The 18,748-nt window shown below is 73.4% G+C and carries 17 protein-coding genes; 7 read left to right on the top strand and 10 right to left on the bottom strand.

Going from position 1 to position 18,748, the window contains the following annotated elements; genetic code table 11:
* Positions 1–2: 2 nt before the first annotated feature.
* Positions 3–845, top strand: coding sequence for a hypothetical protein (locus tag HHX37_RS07345; RefSeq protein ID WP_182884911.1), 843 nt, complete (start codon positions 3–5; stop codon positions 843–845).
* Here the strand turns inward: HHX37_RS07345 and HHX37_RS07340 are convergent.
* The 6 genes from HHX37_RS07340 to HHX37_RS36355 form a co-directional block, all read right to left on the bottom strand.
* Positions 842–1,588 (bottom strand): sirohydrochlorin chelatase, encoded by a 747-nt coding sequence (locus tag HHX37_RS07340; protein ID WP_182880072.1) that lies wholly within the window; start codon positions 1,586–1,588, stop codon positions 842–844. The genes HHX37_RS07345 and HHX37_RS07340 overlap by 4 nt on opposite strands.
* Positions 1,585–2,313, bottom strand: coding sequence for a phosphoadenylyl-sulfate reductase (locus HHX37_RS07335; protein ID WP_111699547.1), 729 nt, complete (start codon positions 2,311–2,313; stop codon positions 1,585–1,587). The genes HHX37_RS07340 and HHX37_RS07335 overlap by 4 nt, the downstream gene beginning before the upstream one ends.
* Before the next feature lie 62 nt (positions 2,314–2,375).
* On the bottom strand, positions 2,376–2,528 hold the full coding sequence (locus HHX37_RS07330; protein WP_111699548.1) for an Insertion element protein: 153 nt from the start codon (positions 2,526–2,528) through the stop codon (positions 2,376–2,378).
* On the bottom strand, positions 2,525–4,207 hold the full coding sequence (locus HHX37_RS07325; RefSeq protein ID WP_111699549.1) for a nitrite/sulfite reductase: 1,683 nt from the start codon (positions 4,205–4,207) through the stop codon (positions 2,525–2,527). Before HHX37_RS07325 ends, HHX37_RS07330 begins: the two co-directional genes overlap by 4 nt.
* Before the next feature lie 155 nt (positions 4,208–4,362).
* Positions 4,363–4,446 carry a putative leader peptide gene (locus HHX37_RS38125; protein WP_357054749.1) on the bottom strand — a complete coding sequence of 28 codons (84 nt, stop codon included), beginning with the start codon at positions 4,444–4,446 and terminating at the stop codon, positions 4,363–4,365.
* An 84-nt stretch (positions 4,447–4,530) separates the two neighbouring features.
* A complete protein-coding gene (locus tag HHX37_RS36355; protein ID WP_259402300.1) occupies positions 4,531–4,665 on the bottom strand; it encodes a hypothetical protein in 135 nt (44 codons plus the stop codon).
* Positions 4,666–4,846: 181 nt separating this feature from the next.
* Between HHX37_RS36355 and HHX37_RS07320 the strand changes: the two genes are divergently transcribed.
* The 3 genes from HHX37_RS07320 (at position 4,847) to rsgA (ending at position 8,592) form a co-directional block, all read left to right on the top strand.
* On the top strand, positions 4,847–5,815 hold the full coding sequence (locus tag HHX37_RS07320) for a YihY/virulence factor BrkB family protein (protein ID WP_259406258.1): 969 nt from the start codon (positions 4,847–4,849) through the stop codon (positions 5,813–5,815).
* Positions 5,816–5,995: 180 nt separating this feature from the next.
* On the top strand, positions 5,996–7,255 hold the full coding sequence (glyA, locus tag HHX37_RS07315) for a serine hydroxymethyltransferase (protein ID WP_182884910.1): 1,260 nt from the start codon (positions 5,996–5,998) through the stop codon (positions 7,253–7,255).
* A 224-nt stretch (positions 7,256–7,479) separates the two neighbouring features.
* A complete protein-coding gene (rsgA, locus tag HHX37_RS07310; protein WP_182880074.1) occupies positions 7,480–8,592 on the top strand; it encodes a ribosome small subunit-dependent GTPase A in 1,113 nt (370 codons plus the stop codon).
* Between the two features lie 155 nt (positions 8,593–8,747).
* Here rsgA and HHX37_RS07305 read toward each other — a convergent pair whose 3' ends face one another.
* From HHX37_RS07305 to HHX37_RS07295, 3 genes are all read right to left on the bottom strand, one after another.
* Positions 8,748–9,062, bottom strand: coding sequence for a WhiB family transcriptional regulator (locus tag HHX37_RS07305; RefSeq protein ID WP_076434697.1), 315 nt, complete (start codon positions 9,060–9,062; stop codon positions 8,748–8,750).
* 115 nt (positions 9,063–9,177) lie between these two features.
* Positions 9,178–10,083 (bottom strand): sucrase ferredoxin, encoded by a 906-nt coding sequence (locus HHX37_RS07300; protein WP_111699553.1) that lies wholly within the window; start codon positions 10,081–10,083, stop codon positions 9,178–9,180.
* 110 nt (positions 10,084–10,193) lie between these two features.
* Positions 10,194–11,702, bottom strand: coding sequence for a glycerol-3-phosphate dehydrogenase/oxidase (locus HHX37_RS07295; protein WP_182884909.1), 1,509 nt, complete (start codon positions 11,700–11,702; stop codon positions 10,194–10,196).
* A 57-nt stretch (positions 11,703–11,759) separates the two neighbouring features.
* Here HHX37_RS07295 and HHX37_RS07290 point away from each other — a divergent pair, with 57 nt between their 5' ends.
* Genes HHX37_RS07290 through HHX37_RS07280 form a run of 3 tightly spaced genes read left to right on the top strand, consistent with a single transcriptional unit; the run spans position 11,760 to position 16,566 of the window.
* On the top strand, positions 11,760–13,379 hold the full coding sequence (locus tag HHX37_RS07290) for an FAD-binding oxidoreductase (RefSeq protein ID WP_259406257.1): 1,620 nt from the start codon (positions 11,760–11,762) through the stop codon (positions 13,377–13,379).
* 27 nt (positions 13,380–13,406) lie between these two features.
* Entirely contained in the window at positions 13,407–14,906 is a 1,500-nt protein-coding gene (locus HHX37_RS07285) for a metallophosphoesterase family protein (RefSeq protein ID WP_182884908.1), read from the top strand.
* Between the two features lie 34 nt (positions 14,907–14,940).
* A complete protein-coding gene (locus HHX37_RS07280; protein ID WP_182884907.1) occupies positions 14,941–16,566 on the top strand; it encodes a bifunctional 3'-5' exonuclease/DNA polymerase in 1,626 nt (541 codons plus the stop codon).
* A gap of 36 nt (positions 16,567–16,602) precedes the next feature.
* Here HHX37_RS07280 and HHX37_RS35525 read toward each other — a convergent pair whose 3' ends face one another.
* Positions 16,603–18,687: a serine/threonine-protein kinase gene (locus tag HHX37_RS35525; RefSeq protein WP_220502649.1), complete on the bottom strand. Its 2,085-nt coding sequence runs from the start codon at positions 18,685–18,687 to the stop codon at positions 16,603–16,605.
* Positions 18,688–18,748: the final 61 nt, after the last annotated feature.

The raw sequence follows: 18,748 nt of genomic DNA, 5'->3' as shown, positions 1-18,748 counted from the left end.
CGATGACACTGACAGAGACAGAGCTCCGCGAGCTTCTCGCCGGGGACGCCGCCACGGGACGGGGCGGGGGACGGGGCGGGGGCGTCGCTCTGGCCGACGTGGACCGGCGCGTCCGCCGCGTCCGCCGCCGGCGGGCCGGCGCAGGGGCGGCGCTGGCCACCGGTCTGGCCGCCGCGGTGATGGTCGCGACCGCGCCGCGCACGGTCACGATCGCGCCCCCCGGAGACGGCGGGCCGGCCGTCCTGGCGGCCGTTCCCTCCGAGGGCTTTTACCTGACGGGGGAGCGGGTGTTCCTCAACGGAGCGATCGAGACGGGCGGGCGGGTCCTGAGATTCCCCTACACGGGCATCAGCGAGTCGGTGAACGTGCGGGTCGACTGCCGGGACCCGTCGTACGCGCTCGTCTGGCTGAACGGCCGTCTGGTGACGCAGGGCGTGTGCGGCATCCAGAGCGACCACGTCGATCACTCGCTGTCGTGGACCGACGAGTCCGGCGGGGATCTGAGGGGACGCAACGACGTGGACGTCGCGCTGGTGCCGGTCCAGCGGGTCGCGGCGGGCCTCGAACCGGGGGCGCCGATCCCCGCGCTCGGCGAGCGGGAGGCCGGGCGCGTCATCGAGGAGACCGGCGAGTACCGCACCGGTGGACGGCTCACGATCAGGGAGGCGTTGCCTCTCGTGGCGGGGCAGACGCCGATCGCCTGCGACCAGGACATCGTGATCCGCAGGCCCAACGGGCAGGAGATCCTCTCCTCCGCGTGCGAAGACCCCGCCGCCACGCCGTGGCCGGGGTCGCGGAGGTGGTCCCTGCCGGACCTGGAAACGGCCCGGGGAACCGTCGGCTAGGCCGCCTGGCGGGCGGCGCGGACGGCCTGGGCGTGGCGTTCGAGCAGGAGCGCGACCAGTTCGGGGGCGGCGCCGAGGACGCCGCCCACGGCGTGCGCCCCCGCGTCCAGGGCGTCGCGCCGCACGGCGTCGGCGAAGTGGCCGGGGGCCAGCAGGTACGGCGCGACGACGACCCTCGGCGCGCCCGCCCGCCTGAGCCGTTCGACCTCCTCCCGGGGCCTGGGCGCGGCGGCGGAGGCGTAGGCGGCGGTCACCGACCACCAGGGGCGCTCCCGCGCCCACGCGCGGGCGACGGCGGCGATCGTCGCGTTCGCCCGGCCGTCACTGGACCCGGCCGAGACCAGCACCACGGCGGTCTCCGGGTCGCCGATCCCCACCCCGGCCTCGGTGAGGCGGCGTTCGAGGGCCCGGACCAGCAGCGGGTGCGGGCCGAGCGTGGGGCCGCAGACGGCCCGCAGGCGCGGCGCGCGGGCCGACGCCTCCCGCAGTGCCGCCGGGATGTCCACCCGGCTGTGGTAGGCGGCGGTGAGCAGGAGGGGGAGCACGACCGCCTCGTCCAGGCCCGACAGCGCCCGAGGCAGCGACGGCGGGGCGTGGTCGAGGTAGGCGGCGCGGACGTCGAGGCCGGGCCGGGCCCGCCGTACGCCGTCGAGCAGGGCCTCCACCGTCGCGGTGGCGCGCGGGTCGCGGGACCCGTGCGCCACCGCGATCAGCGGCGCGTTCCCGTGTGGAGCACTCGTCACAGGTGGATGCCGCACTCGATCTTGCCGAGGCCGGACCAGCGCCCGCTGCGCGGGTCCTCGCCCGGCGCCACGCGGCGGGTGCAGGGGGCGCAGCCGATCGACGGGTAGTCGTCGTAGTGCAACGGGTTGATCAGCACGCCGTTGTCGGCGATGTAGTTGTCGACGTCCTCCTGGGTCCACCGGGCGATGGGGTTGACCTTCACCATCTGCCGCTTGGCGTCCCACTCGACGACCTTGGTGTTCGCGCGGGTGGGCGACTCGTCGCGGCGGATGCCCGACACCCAGGCGAGGTACGGCTCCAGCGCCCGGTTGAGCGGCTCGACCTTCCGCAGGTAGCAGCACAGGTCGGGGTTGCGCCCGTACAGGCGCGGGCCGAGGTCGCGGTCCTGCTCCTCGACCGTCCTGGACGGCTTCACGTTGATCACGTTGACCTTGTAGACGGTCTCGACCGCGTCGCGGGTGCCGATGGTCTCGGCGAAGTGGTAGCCGGTGTCGATGAACAACACGTCGACGCCCGGCTTCACCCTGCTGACCAGGTCGATCAGCAGGGCGTCGCTCATCGACGAGGTGAGACAGAGGCGGTCGCCGAACGTGGCCGCGGCCCACCGGATGATCTCCCGGGCGGGGGCGTCCTCAAGGAAGCGCGCCGCGGACTCCACGATCCCCTGGAGGTCCAGCGTCGCCCGCTGCCGCTCCAGGCCAGCCTCTATCTCTGCCACCGACATCGTTACTCCTCACACGTCGTTCACTGGTTCATCGGATGATCGGACGACAAGCCTTCGGACAATCACGAACGCACGCCGACGCCGAGGAATTTCACCCGGAAGGCACGGGCGCAGGCCCTGCAGTACCATCCGTGGCTCTCCTCCTCGGTCACGTAGGGCTCCAGGTCCTCGTCGCCGCAGTACGGGCAGTAGAACGGCGCCGCCCGCTCGCTCACTTGAGGTCGCTTTCGTCGGCGCGCTGGACCCACTCGGCGAAGGTCTCGCCCTCGTTCCGCTGCTTCTCGAAGTTGCGGGCGACCCGCTCGACGTAGTCGGGCAGTTCCTCCGCCGTGGTCTTGAGCCCGCGCACCTTCCGGCCGAAGGTCGGGTTGAGCCCGATCGAGCCGCCCAGGTGCACCTGGAAGCCCTCGACCTGCTCACCCTTGTCGTTGGCCACGAGCTGGCCCTTGAGGCCGATGTCGGCGACCTGGATGCGGGCGCAGGAGTTCGGGCAGCCGTTGACGTTGATCGTCAGCGGCTCGGCGAAGTCCGGCAGGCGCCGCTCCAGCTCGTCGATCAGGGCCGACGCGGTGGCCTTGGTCTCGACGATCGCGATCTTGCAGTACTCGATGCCGGTGCAGGCCATCGTCTGGCGGCGGAACGTGGACGGGTTGACCTGGAGGTCGGCGGCCTCCAGCTCGCTGACGATCGACTCCACCTGGTCGGGGGCGACGTCGAGGATGACCATCTTCTGCTCGACCGTCGTGCGGATCCGGGCGGAACCGTGCCGCTCGGCGATGTCGGCGATGCGGTGCAGCGTGTCGCCGTCCAGCCGGCCCACGCGCGGGGCGAAGCCGACGTAGAAGTTGCCGTCCCGCTGCGGGTGGACCCCGACGTGGTCGCGCCGGCCGCTCTGCGGCGCCTCCGGAGCCGGGCCGTCGGGCAGGGCGTACCGCAGGTACTCGGTCTCCAGGACCTGGCGGAACTTCTCCGCGCCCCAGTCGTTGACGAGGAACTTGATCCGCGCCCGGTGGCGCAGGCGGCGGTAGCCGTAGTCGCGGAAGATGCCGGTGACCCCGGCCCACACCTCGTGGACCTGGTCGGGCCGGACGAACGCGCCGAGCCGCTGGGCGAACATCGGGTTGGTCGACAGGCCGCCGCCCACCCAGACGTCGAAACCGGGCTCGCCCTGCTCGTTCACCACGCCGACGAACGCGACGTCGTTGATCTCGTGGACGGTGCAGTGGGCGGTGCAGCCGCTGATTGCCGTCTTGAACTTGCGCGGCAGGTTGGAGAACGCCTTGTCCCCGACGTACCGGTCGTAGATCTCGTGGATCTGCGGCGTGCCGTCGATCACCTCACCGGCGTCGATCCCGGCCAGGGGGCAGCCCAGGATGACGCGGGGGGTGTCGCCGCACGCCTCGGTGGTGGACAGGCCGACCGCCTCCAGCCGCCGCCAGATGTCCGGGACCGACTCGATCTCGATCCAGTGGAGCTGGATGTTCTGCCGGTCGGTGACGTCGGCGGTGCCCCGGCCGTAGTCGTTGGAGATGTCGGCGATGGTGCGCAGCTGCTCCAGGCTGAGCTGCCCGCCGTCGATGCGGACCCGCAGCATGAAGTAGCGGTCGTCCAGCTCCTCGTCCGGCAGGATCGCGGTCTTGCCGCCGTCGATGCCGGGCTTGCGCTGGGTGTAGAGCCCGAACCAGCGGAAGCGCCCGCGCAGGTCGGCGGGGTCGATCGAGTCGAACCCGCCCTTGGAGTAGATGTCGATGATCCGCTGGCGGACGTTGAGCCCGTCGTCGTTCTTCTTGTTCTCCTCGTTCTTGTTCAGTGGCTCACGGTAACCGAGAGCCCACTGACCTTCGCCGCGCGGGCGTCTGTGGTGGCGGTTCGCCGGGCGGGCCGGGGTGCTCATGGGCACACGTCCTTCTCCGAGGCTCGGGTCGAGATCGGTCTTCGGCGGACACCGGCGCAGGCGGCCTCTCACCTCGCCGGCGGCATTGCGCGGCCGAGTATGAGGGCATACGAAAACGACGCCTGGCCGAGCGCCCGGGTAACGGAGGGCGACGGTCAGCCGGCGTCGATACAGATCGCGCTACGGACGCGCAGGAGATCGACGTGGCGTCGCACGACGAGCAACGGGTCCGCTGGCATGTCCCAAACGATACCCCCGAGATCCTGGATGTCCAAGTTCGTGTCCAGGATGCGGGATTGTAACGGCATAATGACGGGAGGTTGTCAGCCCTTGCGGACCCAGTTCTCCGGCGGCTCCGCCTCGCGGTCCTGCTCGGCCGGCTCCTTGTGCTGGCAGTCGCACCAGGACCCGCCACGGCACTCCTCGTGCCTGTGTTCCCCGCACGCCCGGCAGATCATGTCTTCATTGTTCCCCTCCCATGACAGCCGGATGACACCCGCGCGGACCCAGGTGAGAGTCGTGATTATCGCGAGAGGGGGGCGGGGGCCCCTATTCTGGGCGGCGACGATCCGCTCGCACGTCACGTGATAAGAGCCACGCCGGCGGGTAGAGCCCAGTTCTCATGACCGGTTGGGTGCCATGACCTCCACGGACGCGCGGGCGCGCAGGCCGCGGCGCATCACGCGCAAAGGCATGGCCGTCGCCCGCGCGCGCCTGAGCTGGGTACGCGAGACGACCATCTGGGCCCTGGTCAAGGCGACCACGATGGCGGGGGTCAACTACCGGGTGACCGGGCTGGCGGGCGAGGCGGCGTTCTTCGCCCTGCTGTCGCTGCCGCCGTTCGTGCTGGGGCTGCTCGGGGTCATGGGTCATCTGAGCGGGCTGCTGGGCGACGCCGGCGTCGCCGAGATCAGGCGCTGGGTGGTGGACCAGTCCGAGTTGTTGTTCACGCACAACACGGTGGAACGGGTCGTGCAGCCGCTGCTGTCCGACGTGCTGAGCGGTGGCCAGGTCTCGCTGATCTCCGTCGGGTTCCTGCTGTCGCTGTGGTCGGGCTCGCGCGCCCTGTTCGTGTACGTCGACCTCATCTCCATCGCGTACGGGCTGGGGGAGACCCGGGGGATCATCCGCACCCGCGTCCTGTCGTTCGGCCTCTATGTCGCCGCGCTGCTGATGGGCCTGGTCGTCATGCCGGTCCTGGTGATCGGCCCCACGCTGATGTCCAACGCCCTGCCCAGGTACGCCGCGCTGGTGACGATCCTCTACTGGCCCGTGCTCGTCGTCGGCTCGGTGCTGATGCTCACGCTGCTCTACCACGTGAGCGTGCCGCACCGTACGCGCTGGTGGCGGGAGACGCCGGGGGCCGTGCTCGCGCTGGTGATCTGGATCGTGTGCGCGGCGTTCCTGCGCGAGGTGCTGGCCGCGTGGTTCACCCCGCTGTCGATCTACGGCTCGCTGGCGGCGCCCATCGCCGTGCTGCTGTGGCTCTACATCACCGCGCTCGCCGTGCTCATCGGGGCGACCCTGAACGCGGAGATCGACCGGCTGTGGCCGCTGGGCGGCGCCCCCCGGCACGAGCACCATCACCGCAAGTCCGCCAAGGCGTGATCTGGCCCCGTCGCCGATGAGTGAGGGCACCGCCGCGTCCCGATAAGGTGGGGAGGGTCGCGACTGGCGCTGACGAGCCCGGCAGGGGAGCGTCGCTAGGTGGGGCACCACCGGGGAGCGAATCAGCGGAGGCCGTGCGCCTGGGTCGCCGCCGCTGTCGACGTGGAGAAGGAAGGCGCCATGGCTGAGCACTCGCTGAACGTCGTCGATCCCGAGATCGCCGAACTGATCAGGGCGGAGGAGCGGCGGCAGGCCGACACCGTCAAGCTGATCGCGTCCGAGAACTACGTGTCCAAGGCCGTCCTGGAGGCGACCGGCACCGTTCTCACCAACAAGTACTCCGAGGGCTACCCGGGCAAGCGCTACTACGAGGGCCAGCAGGTCATCGACCAGATCGAGACGCTGGCCGTCGAGCGGGCGAAGTCGGTCTTCGGCGTGAACCACGCCAACGTCCAGCCGTACTCGGGCTCGCCCGCGAACCTCGCCGTCTACCTGGCGTTCCTGAACCCGGGCGACACCGTCCTCGGCATGGGCCTGCCGTTCGGCGGCCACCTCACCCACGGCTGGTCGGTGTCGGCCACCGGCAAGTGGTTCAACTCCGTGAAGTACGGCGTGCGCCGCGACACGGGCCGGATCGACATGGACGAGGTGCGCGCCCTGGCGCTGGAGCACCGGCCCAAGCTGATCTTCTGCGGCGGCACCGCGATCCCGCGCACGATCGACTTCCCGGCCTTCGCCGAGATCGCCAGGGAGGTCGGCGCCGTGCTGGCGGCCGACATCGCCCACATCGCGGGCCTCGTCGCGGGCGGCGCCCACCCCTCGCCCGTCGGGCACGCGGACGTGATCTCCACGACCACCCACAAGACCCTGCGCGGCCCCCGCGGCGCGATGCTCATGGCGAACTCGGACGAGGTCGCCACCGCGCTCAACAAGGCCGTCTTCCCCGGCCTCCAGGGCGGCCCGCACAACCACACCACCGCCGCCATCGCCGTCGCCCTGCACGAGGCCGCCCGGCCGGAGTTCAGGGCGTACGCCGCGCAGATCGTGAAGAACGCCCAGGCGCTCGCCGACGAGCTCCTGAACCGCGGCTTCGACCTCGTCTCCGGCGGCACCGACAACCACCTGATCCTGATGGACCTCACGTCCAAGGGCGTCGGGGGCAAGCCGGCGGCGCAGGCGCTCGACCGGGCGGGCCTGGAGACCAACTACAACACCGTGCCGTTCGACCCGCGCAAGCCGTTCGACCCGTCGGGCATCCGGATCGGCACGCCCTCGGTCACGTCGCGCGGGATGGGCGAGGCCGAGATGCGGCAGATCGCCGCCTGGATGGACGAGGTCGTCACCGCGGTGGCCAAGGGCGACGCGGAGGACGTCGTCGCGCGGGTGCACGGCGAGGTCACGGAGCTGACGAGCCGGTTCCCGGCTCCCGGCCTTTCCTGATTCCTGGGAAAAAAGGGTTGCGGGAGGTGGCGGCGGTGCTGCTAACGTTCCCGCATCCGACGCCGCTCGCGCGTCATGAGGGTGGCCGCCGGTTGGCGGCCTGACACCGGGGAGGTGAGGACCATGCGGGTCTTTCTGACGACCATGCCGTCCGTCATCTCCCGGGTGTCCGCATAACCCTTTTCCGCAGGGACACCCGGTCTTTCCGAAGGGTGTCCACAGCAATGTCGTTCGAACTCTCGCTTCTCGGCTGGCACGACGACCTCGCCGAGTCGCTTCCCGACCTTCCCGGCGGGGCCGTGCCCGGCCGGGTTGCGCGGGTCGACCGCGGCGCCGCCGAGGTCGTCGCCGCCGGCGGGACCCACCACGCGCGGCTGTCCGCCCGTGTACGGAGGGCCGCGGCGGCCGACCCGCTCGCGCTTCCGTGCGTGGGGGACTGGGTCGCGCTCACCCCCCTCGCCGAGGGCCGGCACGAACTGGCGGAGGTGCTGCCGCGCCGTACGGCCTTCGTCCGGGGCGGCGTGAGCCGCGACTCGCGCGGCGGCCTGTCCGGCGACGGCCAGGGGCAGGTGCTGGCCGCGAACGTCGACGTCGTCTTCGTGGCCGAGCCGTCCATGCACGCCGACGACTTCGCCGATCTCGGCAGGATCGAGCGCCTCGTGGCGCTGGCCTGGGAGAGCGGCGCCCGGCCGGTCGTGCTCGTCACCAAGGCCGACCTGTTCGCCGATCTGCAGGACCGGGTGCTCGGCGACCTGCTCGCCGACGTCGAGGCGGCGGTGCCCGGGGTGGAGGTCCACCCGGTCTGCTCGCTCACCGGCGACGGTGTGGACCTGGTGCGGGCCCATCTCGGCGAATCCGGCACCGCGGTGATCCTCGGTCCCTCGGGCGCGGGCAAGTCCACGCTCGTCAACGCCCTCGCCGGCGCGGAGGTGATGGAGACCCAGCGCGTCAGGGCCGGCGACGGGCGGGGCAGGCACACGACCGTCCACCGGCAGCTCATCCCGCTGCCCGGCGGCGGGCTGATCATCGACACCCCCGGCATCCGCCGGGTGGGACTGTACGAGACGAGCGAGGGCGTGGACCTGGTCTTCGCCGAGATCGACGAACTGGCCGGCGGCTGCCGGTTCTCCGACTGCGGGCACGGCCAGGAGCCGGGCTGCGCCGTGATCGCGGCGGTGGAGTCGGGCGAGCTGCCCGAGCGGCGGCTGGAGAGCTGGCGCCGGCTTCAGCGGGAGGCGGCCTGGATGGCCCGCCGCACCGACGCGCGGCTGCGCGCCGAGGAGACCCGTAAGTGGAAGTCGATCCACCGGCAGATGCGCGGCATGGGCCGCCCGTAGCGGCCCGCGCGACAACGGGCCGGACACCAGAAGGGCGTTTCACGCCTGCCGTCTGTCCGGGGGGACAGGGGCGGGACGTGGAACGCCCTGTGGTGACACTGTGATGACGCTGTGGTGGAACCGTGGTGACGCGTGTCGGGGAAGGGGAAAATCGCTCAGGCGACGGCGCTGATGCCGGCGCTGGCGGCGCGGCGCATGCGGCGGCGACGCTCGGAAGCGCGCTCGTCCTCGTTGAGACCGCCCCAGGTGCCGTACTTCTCGGGCCGCGAGAGCGCGTAGTCGAGGCACTCCGCGCGCACAGGACACTGAGCACAGATGGCCTTGGCCTTGCGCTCCCGGATGTCGCGCTCGGGCTGACGCTCGCCGTCAGGACCGAAGAACAGCACCAGGTCCTCTCCCCGGCACGCGGCATCATCCTGCCAACCCCAGCTGGGGCGCGGGCGGGCGAGCTGCCGACGTACCTGAGACATGAGAAACCACCTTTGGTGAGAGGTATTTCAGTGTTTGTGCCGCTTTGGACGCTTGTGGCGTCCCTTGTGCCAACGCCGGGATAGGCCGTGGTGTTCCCGGCTTCTCGCGAAGCCCTCAGGTCGATACCGGCATGAGCGGACTCAGTTCGGCCAACCTGTAGGTCGGGATTCCGTCGGCGCAGGTCATCCCGCACGGCGCCGAGAACACCGTGGGTTCGACCACGACCCGGAATCGCGACGTCCCACGCCCCGTCGTGCACCGCACGACGCAGACGGTGGAGTCGCCGACCGACCGGGAGGATTCCACGGCCACCCCGCCGACCGAGATCTCGCCCGTATGAGCGCGGACGAAGTGCTCGGCGGCCTGGAGTGGCTCAGGGATACCCGCGCGTCCCCGGAAACGGTCGAGGACGACCTCGCCGTGCCGGTACGCGTTTGCCGCCGCGATCGCAGCAGCCTGAGACATGCTGCCGTAGTAAAGCCCGTGTGGCAAGCATACGAGGTTGGCGGCGTATCGATCGCCGCCAACATGTGTGGTTTCCCACACTTCGCCGGGCAGGTTCTCGCTGAGGAACCGGGCCAGCGGCAGTCCGAGCCGAGCGCAGCAGGCGTTGTGCTTGCCGTGGGTGCAGACCAGGAACATCGGCTCGTTCACCAGTATGCAGGACTCCGGAACCACTCCGTGCACGAGAGACCGCAGGTCAAGATCGTCCGGGCTCTCCGGGAACGCCTCCGCGAGCCACGGCTCGTTCACCGCGGCGGCGGCGAGGTAGACGTGCAGCGGGCCGCTCCGGGCCTCCCTGCGGCCGGGGCGGCGGATGAGCTGCGGCCGGATCCCGAGTTCGCGCGCGCGGGAGATCAGCGTGCGGGCGTCGTCCGGCAGCCGGCACTCCTCGATCTCCGCGGCCCAGGGCCCCGCGTGCTCGATGAGCAGCCAGAACCGGCCCTTCTTGGTCGCGCTCGCCAGGACGGGAGCCTCCCCCGTGTGGCACGCGGCGGGGTGCTCGCACCCGTTGGCCATCAGGTCCCGTCCCTCCCGTACGTTTCTTAGGTAAGACTAACCTTATCCAATGCGGTCAAGAATCGGGTGACTTCCCCGACGAATCAGGAACAAACGCCTTCGCGGTGGGGTCAGGTGCGATAAAGGGCGGCCTCGGCGGCGGGAAGGGCGGCCGCCCGGTCCTCCGCCACCAGGCCGATCCTGGTCCGCCGGTCCAGCAGGTCGCCGGCGTCGAGCGCGCCCTCGTGGCGGACCGCCCAGACCAGATCGGCCAGGGTGATCCCCGCCGCCACCGGCTCGGCCAGCTCCGGCTCGCGCCGCATCAGGTCCAGCACCGCCCCGGCCTCCGCGCCGTACCGCAGGACCAGCCGCCGGGGGAGGCCCGGCCGCACCGGTCCGGCCCCGGCCAGCGGCAGCCGCGCCGTACGGCTCGCGGGCGCGTGGGGGCAGGCGGCGCCGACGGCGTCCTCGGCCATCCGGCGGTAGGTGGTGAGCTTGCCGCCGACGACGGTGACCACGCCGTCCGGCGAGCGCAGCACGGCGTGCCGGCGGGACAGGTCCGCGGTGGCCCCGCCCACCCGGCCCGCCCCGCCCGGGCCGTCGACCAGCGGCCGCAGGCCGGCGAAGGCGCCCGCCACCTGGTCGCGGCCCAGGGGACGGTCCAGCACGCCGCCGAGGACCTCCAGCAGGAAGGCCACGTCGCTCTCGGGCGCCTCGGGGACGTCCGGGACCGCGCCGTCCAGCGGCTCGTCCGTCAGCCCCACGTAGATCCGCCCGTCGGCCTGGGGGAGCACCAGCGCGAAGCGGGCGCGCTCGCCCGGGATCGGCACGTGCAGCCCCGCGCGCAGCGCGCCCAGGGCTCCCGGCCGCAGCACGAGGTGGGTGCCCCGCGACGGCCGCAGCGCCACCGAGGGCACCAGCCCCCCGGCCCACACGCCGGTCGCGTTGACCACCGCCCGCGCCCGGATGTCGAACTCCGCGCCGGTCAGCTCGTCGCGCACCCGGGCGCCGTCCCCGGCGAGCGCCAGCGCGCGGCACCGGGTGAGCACCCGCGCGCCGTGGGCGGCGGCCGTACGGGCGATCGCGACCACCAGGCGGGCGTCGTCCACCACCCGGCCGTCCCAGGACAGGAGCGCGCCACGCAGGCCGTGCGGGCGCAGGGACGGGGCGAGGGCGAGCGCCCGCGCGGCGGTCAGGCGGGACGGCCCGGGCAGCAGGCTCCTCGGCGTGCCCGCGGCGGCCCGCAGCGCGTCGCCAAGCCGGTAACCGGTCATCACCGTCGCGGCCTCACCCGGGCCGACATCGGACGTCAGCGGCAGCAGGTACGGGTGCGCGGCCACGAGGTGGGGGGCGGTGCGGCGGAGCAGGACGCCGCGTTCCACGGCGCTCTCCCAGGCCACGCCGACCTGGCCGCTCGCGAGGTAGCGCAGCCCGCCGTGGACCAGCTTGGAACTCCACCGGGAGGTGCCGAAGGCCAGGTCGTAAGCGTCCACCGCGGCCACCGACAGCCCGCGTGAGGCGGCGTCGAGCGCGGCCCCGGCCCCCGTCACGCCCAGGCCCACCACGAGCACGTCGACGACGCCCGTGCGCACCTCGTCGAGTTCCCGGGCCCGCCGGGCGGCGTTCAGTGAGGATTCCATGACCCCGCCTCTATGGTCGCGTTACCCTTGAGTAACCTATCTGGAGGCGCACCGGTCATGGAATCCCCTCTCCTGCCCGCGGAACCCATGCTCTGGTCGGGCTGGGGCGACCCCGCCAGGGCCGCCGAGCTGCCCGCGCCGGTGCGCGAACTGCTCACGGAGCTTCTCGGCGTGCGCCCGCCCGCCGCCCCGGCCGCGACGTTCGGCGAGGTGCGGCTGCCCCCGGCGGCGCTGCCGCAGGCCGTCCTCGCCGCGCTGGCCGCCGTGACCGGCGAGGAGCACGTGCGGGCCGACGACGACGCCCGCATCCGGCACACCCGGGGCAAGTCCACGCCCGACCTGCTGCTGATGCGCGCGGGGGACGCCTCCGACGCGCCCGACGCCGTCGTGCTCCCCGGCTCGCACGAGGAGGTCGTGGAGGTGCTGCGCCTGTGCGCGGAGCACCGGGTGGCGGTGGTGCCGTTCGGCGGGGGCACGTCGGTGGTCGGTGGGCTCACCCCCGCGCGGCGGGGCTTCGCGGGAGTGGTCGCCCTCGACCTCGGCAGGCTCGACCGCCTGCGGTCCGTCGACCCCGTCTCGATGACCGCCGACCTGGAGCCGGGACTGCGCGCGCCGCAGGCGGAGCGGCTGCTCGCCGGGCACGGGCTGACGCTCGGGCACTTCCCCCAGTCGTACGAGTACGCGACGCTCGGCGGGTTCGCGGCGGCCCGGTCCAGCGGGCAGGCCTCGGCCGGCTACGGCAGGTTCGACGACATGGTCGTGGGCATGACCGTGGCGACGCCGCGCGGCACGCTGGAGATCGGCCGTGCCCCCAAGTCGGCCGCCGGGCCCGACCTGCGCCAGGTGTTCCTGGGCTCCGAGGGGGCCTTCGGGGTGATCACCTCGCTGCGGCTGCGGGTCCACCGGGCCCCGGCCGTCCGGGCGTACGAGGGCTGGCGGTTCGAGACCTTCGCGGCGGGGACGGCCGCGCTGCGGCGGCTCGCGCAGGAGGGCGCGCCGCCCACCGTGCTGCGCCTGTCGGACGAGACCGAGACGATGGTCGGGCTGGCGAAGCCCACGGACCTCGGAACGCCCGGGGGCGACTCGGGCTGCCTGGTCGTGGCGGGCTTCGAGGGCGCCCCGGGCGACGTGGCCCACCGCCGGGAGCACGCCGCCGCGCTGCTCGTGGAGGCCGGCGGGGTGCACCTCGGGCCGGAGCCGGGGGAGAAGTGGGCGCAGGGCCGGTTCTCGGCCCCCTACCTGCGCGACTCCCTGCTGGCCGCCGGGGCGACCGTGGAGACGCTGGAGACCGCCTGCTTCTGGTCGGACCTGCCGCGCCTGTACGACGCCGTACGGCTGGCCCTGCTCGGCGCGCTGCGCTCGCCGTCGGGGGGCGCACCGCTGGTCATGTGCCACATCTCCCACGTGTACGCCACGGGGGCGTCGCTGTACTTCACGGTGGTGACGGCGCAGACCGGCGACCCGCTGGCGCAGTGGGCGGCGGCCAAGCGCGCCGCCGGGGAGGCGATCGTCGCGGCGGGCGGCACGATCTCGCACCACCACGGCGTCGGCCGCGACCACCTGGAGGCGTACGCCGCGGAGATCGGCGACCTGGGCGGCGAGATCCTGCGCGGGATCAAGGAACGGCTCGATCCGGCCGGGATCCTCAACCCGGGTGTGCTGATCCCGGTGTACTGATCCCCGGAAAACGCCAAGATTGTCCCCATGGTCGATGTGGGCGCGGCGGCGGCGCGGGGAAAGCAGGTCTCGTCACGGGTGTCGGAGGCGGGAGCGGGCTGGGACTGCTCGCAGATCGGCACGTTCCAGGCGCTGCGCCCCAACCAGGACTCCTTCAGCTGGCTGAGCCCGGCGACGCTCTGGCGGTCGCGCAACGAGGTGATCGCCCAGCTCTTCGGCGATCCCTCGCCCCAGGTGCGCCGCCGCTGGGTGGCGGCCCAGCGCGACCGCGGCGCCGACCCCGACTTCCGGGTCAGGCTCGACCTCGGGGAGGAGTTCTCGTTCCTGCTGCTCGGCGACACCGGCGAGGGCGACGCCTCGCAGTACGCGGTGGTGCCCGGGCTGCTCAGGCTCGGCGAGGGCACGTCGTTCGCCGTCGTCGCCAGCGACGTGATCTACCCGACCGGCTCGGGCAACGAGTACTGCGACAAGTTCTTCCGGCCCTACAAGGACTACCCGGCCCCGATCTTCGCGATTCCCGGCAACCACGACTGGTACGACGGGCTCGGCGGCTTCATGCGGGTCTTCTGCGACGCCCGCCCCCTGTCCGCCGAACGGCGCGGCTTCCGCCTGTCGCCCGGCGGGCTGCGCGGGCTGCTGTGGAAGAAGCCGGAGACGATCGACGAGAACGCCCTGGCCGAGGCGAGGAAGATGCGCCCGGACCCCGGGCCCGCCCTGCCGGGGCCGTACTGGGTGATCGACACCGGCCGCCTGCTGCTGGTCGGCATCGACACCGGGATCAAGGGCACCCTCGACCGCGAACAGGGCGAGTGGCTGCGCCGGGTCTCCGCCGACCCCAGGCCGAAGGTCCTGGTCACCGGCAAGCCGATCTACGTCAACAACGCCTACCACCCGTGCGAGATCGAGGGCGGCGGCACGGTGGACGACGTCGTCCGCGACCCGGCGAACAACTACGTGGCCGCCGTCGGCGGCGACGTCCACAACTACCAGCGCTATCCCGTACGGGTGGACGGCCGGCTCATCCAGTACGTGGTCTCCGGGGGCGGCGGGGCGTTCATGCACGCCACGCACACCATCCCCCGGGTGGACGTGGCGGGGGTCCACGAGGACGACTTCAAGTGCTATCCACTGCGCGGCGACTCGCTGTCGTTCTACAGCCTGCTCTACAGCAGGCGGCTGCGGCTGCGCGGGCTGTACGTCACCCCGGAGGAGGGCCTGGCCCTGATGTCCCGGCAGATCGGGAACACCCCGCCCCGGCCCACGCCCGGGGCGCCGATCGGCGCGCGGGTGAGGTGGGCGGCCCGGCTGCTCGGCGGCTGGCCGATGCCGTTCCGCCTGCCGGTCGGGCGGGTCTTCCACCGGTACATCTCGGAGCTGTCCGACTGGGACACCCCGCCCTTCTTCAAGAGCTTCCTGCACATGTCGGTGACCGGGGACACGCTGCGGCTGCGCTGCTTCGCCGCCACCGGCTGCCTCCCCCAGGAGCAGGAGCCCCCACTGGAGGACGAGGTCGAGATCCCCCTCTGACGGGATTGTCGGTGCGGGCTGGCACGCTGGGGGGATGCACGTCGTGGTCGCGGCCGGCGCCGAGGGGGGCGGGACGATCCGGCCGCTCGGCGGGACGGCGGCCCGGGTGCCCGACCTCGCCGCGGCCGTCCGGTCGCTGGAGGCCGCCGAGCGGCCCCGCTGGGTCTGGGCCGACGCGCGCCGCGTCTACCCGGCCCTCCTCGCGGCCGGTGTACGGCTGTCGCGGTGCCACGACGTCGCGCTGACCGAGGGCCTGCTGCTGGCGGCCGACGCCCGTCACGGGGAGCCCAGGCAGGCGCGGGCGGCCTTCGCGCGCCTGCACGGCCTCCCGGTGCCCGAGGACCCGCACGAGGCCGCGGAGGGGCATCAGCCGGGCGGCACGCAGGCGAGCCTGTTCGAGCCCGCGCCGGCCGAGGACCCCGCGTCCGAGGCCGGCATGGTCGCCGAGGTGTTCGAGGACCAGCTCCGCCGCGTCGCCCGCACGCCCGATCCGGGGCGGTTCCGCCTGCTCGTCGCCGCCGAGTCGGCGGGGGCGCTGGTCGCGGCCGAGATGCGGCACGACGGCATGCCGTGGCGCGAGGACGTCCACGACGAGTTGCTGACCGGCCTGCTCGGGCCGCGCCCCGCCCACGGCATGCGGCCCGGGAAGCTCCAGGCGCTGGCCGACGAGGTGGCGGCCGCCTTCGGGCAGCCGGTGAACCCCGACTCCCCGCAGCAGATCGTCCGGGCGTTCAAGGCCGTGGGGATCGAGGTCCCGTCGACCCGGTCGCACGTGCTCAAGGCGGTCGATCACCCGGCCGTCGCGCCGCTGCTCGCGTACAAGGAACTGGCCCGCCTGCACAGCGCCCACGGCTGGGCCTGGGCCGCGCAGTGGGTCGGCGGCGGCCGCCTGCGCCCCGAGTACGTCGTCGGCGGGGTGGTGAGCGGCCGGTGGGCCACCAGCGGCGGGGGCGCGCTGCAGATCCCCAAGGTGATGCGCCGGGTCGTGGTGGCCGACGACGGCTGGACGCTCGTGGTCGCCGACGCCGCGCAACTCGAACCCCGGGTGCTGGCGGCGCTGTCCGGTGACCGGGGGCTGGCGCGGGCGGCCGGGGAGATCGACCTGTACGCCGCGCTGGCCGGGGCCTTCGGCGGCGTGCGCGACTCGGCCAAGGTGGCCATGCTGTCCGCGATGTACGGCGGGACCAGCGGCGACGCCTCCAAGCTGCTGCCCGTCATGCGGCGGCGCTTCCCGAAGGCGTACGCGTTCGTGGAGGACGCCGCCCGCGCGGGGGAGGAGGGGCGCCTGGTCCGGTCGTGGCTCGGCCGCACCTGCCCGCCGCCGTCGGAGCGGTGGCGCCGCCTGGTGGCCGGGCCGGAGGGCGCGCGGGCGGCCCGGGACCGGGGGAGGTTCACTCGCAACTTCGTCGTGCAGGCGACCGCGGCCGAGTGGGCGCTGACGCTGCTCGCGGTGCTGCGCGGGCTGCTTCCGGACCCGGCGCGTCTGGTGTTCTTCCAGCACGACGAGGTGATGGTGCACTGCCCGCTCGGCCTGGCCGCCGAGGTCCGCGAGGCGGTCGGGCGGGCGGCGGACGAGGCGACCCGCCTGCTGTTCGGCGACACCCCGGTCCGCTTCCCGATGGAGGCGGTCGCGGTCGCCTGCTACGCCGACGCCAAGTGACGCGCCCGGTCGGGCGGCGCCGGCCGGGCGGGCCGCTCAGGCGGGGCGGAAGGTGTTCCAGAGGGCCTGCCGCACCGGCGCGGCGGCCTCGGTCCAGTCGAAGTCGGGCGAGGCGAACATGACCGCGTACGCTCGCCCGTCCGCCTCCAGGTAGCGGATGACCGCGTGGACGGTGACCTGGCTGGAGTTGGTGTAGGTGTACTCCCAGTCGGCGGCGGGGTAGTGGTAGTCCGCCTCCCGCAGCTGGATCTGCGTGTAGTCCGGGTAGTCCTTGATGTTCAGGTTCTGCTCCGCGGCCCGCAGCGCCTCCAGGCCGCCGTCGGGGATCCTCCTGACGGTGATGCTCTGCCCGCTGTCCTTGGGGCCGAGGAGCCTGACGGCCCCGCCGTCGTCGGTCGTCGCGGTCCACGCCTGGGGCACCGCGATCGAGACCCCGCCCTCGGTCACGAGCCGGTAGCCCTCGGGCACGCGTACGGCGGGAAGGGAGCGCCCGGCCGCCCTGGCGCCGCCCGTGGACGCCCCGGCCGCTCCGGTCGCCAGGCCACGGGCCCCGGAGGTCGTCTCCCCCTGGTCGCCGGAGCCTCCCGGCAGCAGCACGAGCGCGATCGTGACGATCACCGCGAGGACGGCGACGCCGGCCACGACGAGCAGCAGCCTGGCGCGGGGGTCGCGGTCCGTCCCCCGCTGGGTCTGCTCCTTGCGCCTGCGCCCCACCCGGGGCCGGTGCGGGCCCGTGGTGACGGCGTCCGCGGCCCGGCCGGACCTCCGGCCGTTCCGCGTGTCCGTCTCGGGCGGACCGGCGCCAGGACCGGCGCCAGGACCAGCGCCAGGACCGGAGGCCGGACCCGATCCCGGGCCCTGAACGGTGCCGAGGCCGCCGCCCAGGTCGCCGGGCATGTCGCCCGGCGCGGGGGCCGGCCACATGCCCTCCTTCCGCCGCTCCGGCGCGTACGACGACCCGGACGGCGACGACAGCGGGTCGAACGCCGGGGCCTGGCCGAAGGGCGTGACGGGCCCGAAGGCGGCGAAAGGCTCGAACGCGGGATCGGCGGCGGGCTCGACGGTGGGACCGGGCGGCGCGCCGCCGGGGAGGCCGTTCTGGGCGAGCGGCACGCGGACCGGGCCCGAGGGCGTCTCGACGATGCGCGAGGGCAGCGGCCCCGAGGGGATGTCGAGCGGCGGCAGCAGCCCCGCCGGCATGGAGTTCTGCGGGGTCGGCACCGAGGACGGCGTGCCCGCCCGTCCCGGCAGCCCGGCCCCGTGGCTGTGCAGGATCCGCTCCAGCATCTCCGCGACCTGCGCCGCCGGGAGGCGGTCGGCCGGGTTCTTGCGGAGCAGTCCCTCGATGACCGGCAGCAGCGCGCCCGCCCGGCGGGGCCGGCTGGGCTCCTGGGTCAGCACCGCGCCGAGGACGGCGACCGCGTCGGGGCCCTCGTACGGCGGGCGGCCCTCCACGGCGGCGTACAGGGTGGCCCCGAAGGACCACAGGTCGGCGGCGTGGGTGATCGTGCGGCCCTGCAGGCGCTCCGGCGGGATGTAGGCGGGCGAGCCCATCAGCAGGCCGGTCTGGGTGATCGTGACGTCGCCCTCGATGGCGGCGATGCCGAAGTCGGTGAGCACCACCCGGTCGGCGGTGAGCAGCACGTTGCCGGGCTTCACGTCCCGGTGCAGGATGCCGGCGGCGTGGGCGTGGCGCAGGGCGTCGAGCACCCGGACGCCGATCTCGGCCGCCTGCACGACGGGCAGCGGCCCGCCCTGCCGCACGGCCTGTTCGAGGGACCAGGCGCGGACCAGTTCCATGACGATCCACGGCCGCCCGTCCTCCTCGACCACGTCGTGGACGGTGACGATGCCGGGGTGGCTGAGGCGGGCCGCCGACCGCGCCTCGCGCAGCATGCGCCGGTGCGCCGACTGGGCGCCCGCCTGGTCGAGCCCGAACGGCAGGAGCAGTTCCTTCACCGCGACGTCGCGGTCGAGCAGCACGTCGTGGGCGTGCCACACCATCCCCATGCCGCCGCGGCCCACCGGGGACAGCAGCCGGTAACGCCTCCCGACGAGACGGCCCTGCCCGTCGGGAACGCCGGCCGGGGGGCGCCCCGCGGGTCCCTGACCCTCTGGCATAGGGGGGACCATACCGAGCAGGCGATCGGTCGTCATAGAAAAGGTCCCCAATTCACGCTCG

It is taken from the genome of Microbispora sp. H10885 (assembly GCF_014161415.1).
Lineage (GTDB): Bacteria > Actinomycetota > Actinomycetes > Streptosporangiales > Streptosporangiaceae > Microbispora > Microbispora triticiradicis.
Note: the sequence above shows the minus strand (reverse complement) of the source record. Positions and strands in the feature narration are given on the sequence as shown.

Bases quoted from the DNA above. Each gene is read 5' to 3' on its own strand.
- HHX37_RS07280 (WP_182884907.1), top strand. From the start codon at position 14,941: ATGCACGTCGTGGTCGCGGCCGGCGCCGAGGGGGGCGGGACGATCCGG.
- HHX37_RS36355 (WP_259402300.1), bottom strand. From the start codon at position 4,665: ATGATCTGCCGGGCGTGCGGGGAACACAGGCACGAGGAGTGCCGTGGC.
- glyA (WP_182884910.1), top strand. From the start codon at position 5,996: ATGGCTGAGCACTCGCTGAACGTCGTCGATCCCGAGATCGCCGAACTG.
- HHX37_RS07320 (WP_259406258.1), top strand. From the start codon at position 4,847: ATGACCTCCACGGACGCGCGGGCGCGCAGGCCGCGGCGCATCACGCGC.
- HHX37_RS07300 (WP_111699553.1), bottom strand. From the start codon at position 10,083: ATGGCCAACGGGTGCGAGCACCCCGCCGCGTGCCACACGGGGGAGGCT.
- HHX37_RS07295 (WP_182884909.1), bottom strand. From the start codon at position 11,702: ATGGAATCCTCACTGAACGCCGCCCGGCGGGCCCGGGAACTCGACGAG.
- HHX37_RS07325 (WP_111699549.1), bottom strand. From the start codon at position 4,207: ATGAGCACCCCGGCCCGCCCGGCGAACCGCCACCACAGACGCCCGCGC.
- HHX37_RS07290 (WP_259406257.1), top strand. From the start codon at position 11,760: ATGGAATCCCCTCTCCTGCCCGCGGAACCCATGCTCTGGTCGGGCTGG.
- HHX37_RS07305 (WP_076434697.1), bottom strand. From the start codon at position 9,062: ATGTCTCAGGTACGTCGGCAGCTCGCCCGCCCGCGCCCCAGCTGGGGT.
- HHX37_RS38125 (WP_357054749.1), bottom strand. From the start codon at position 4,446: ATGCCAGCGGACCCGTTGCTCGTCGTGCGACGCCACGTCGATCTCCTG.
- HHX37_RS35525 (WP_220502649.1), bottom strand. From the start codon at position 18,687: ATGCCAGAGGGTCAGGGACCCGCGGGGCGCCCCCCGGCCGGCGTTCCC.
- HHX37_RS07345 (WP_182884911.1), top strand. From the start codon at position 3: ATGACACTGACAGAGACAGAGCTCCGCGAGCTTCTCGCCGGGGACGCC.
- HHX37_RS07285 (WP_182884908.1), top strand. From the start codon at position 13,407: ATGGTCGATGTGGGCGCGGCGGCGGCGCGGGGAAAGCAGGTCTCGTCA.
- HHX37_RS07335 (WP_111699547.1), bottom strand. From the start codon at position 2,313: ATGTCGGTGGCAGAGATAGAGGCTGGCCTGGAGCGGCAGCGGGCGACG.
- rsgA (WP_182880074.1), top strand. From the start codon at position 7,480: ATGTCGTTCGAACTCTCGCTTCTCGGCTGGCACGACGACCTCGCCGAG.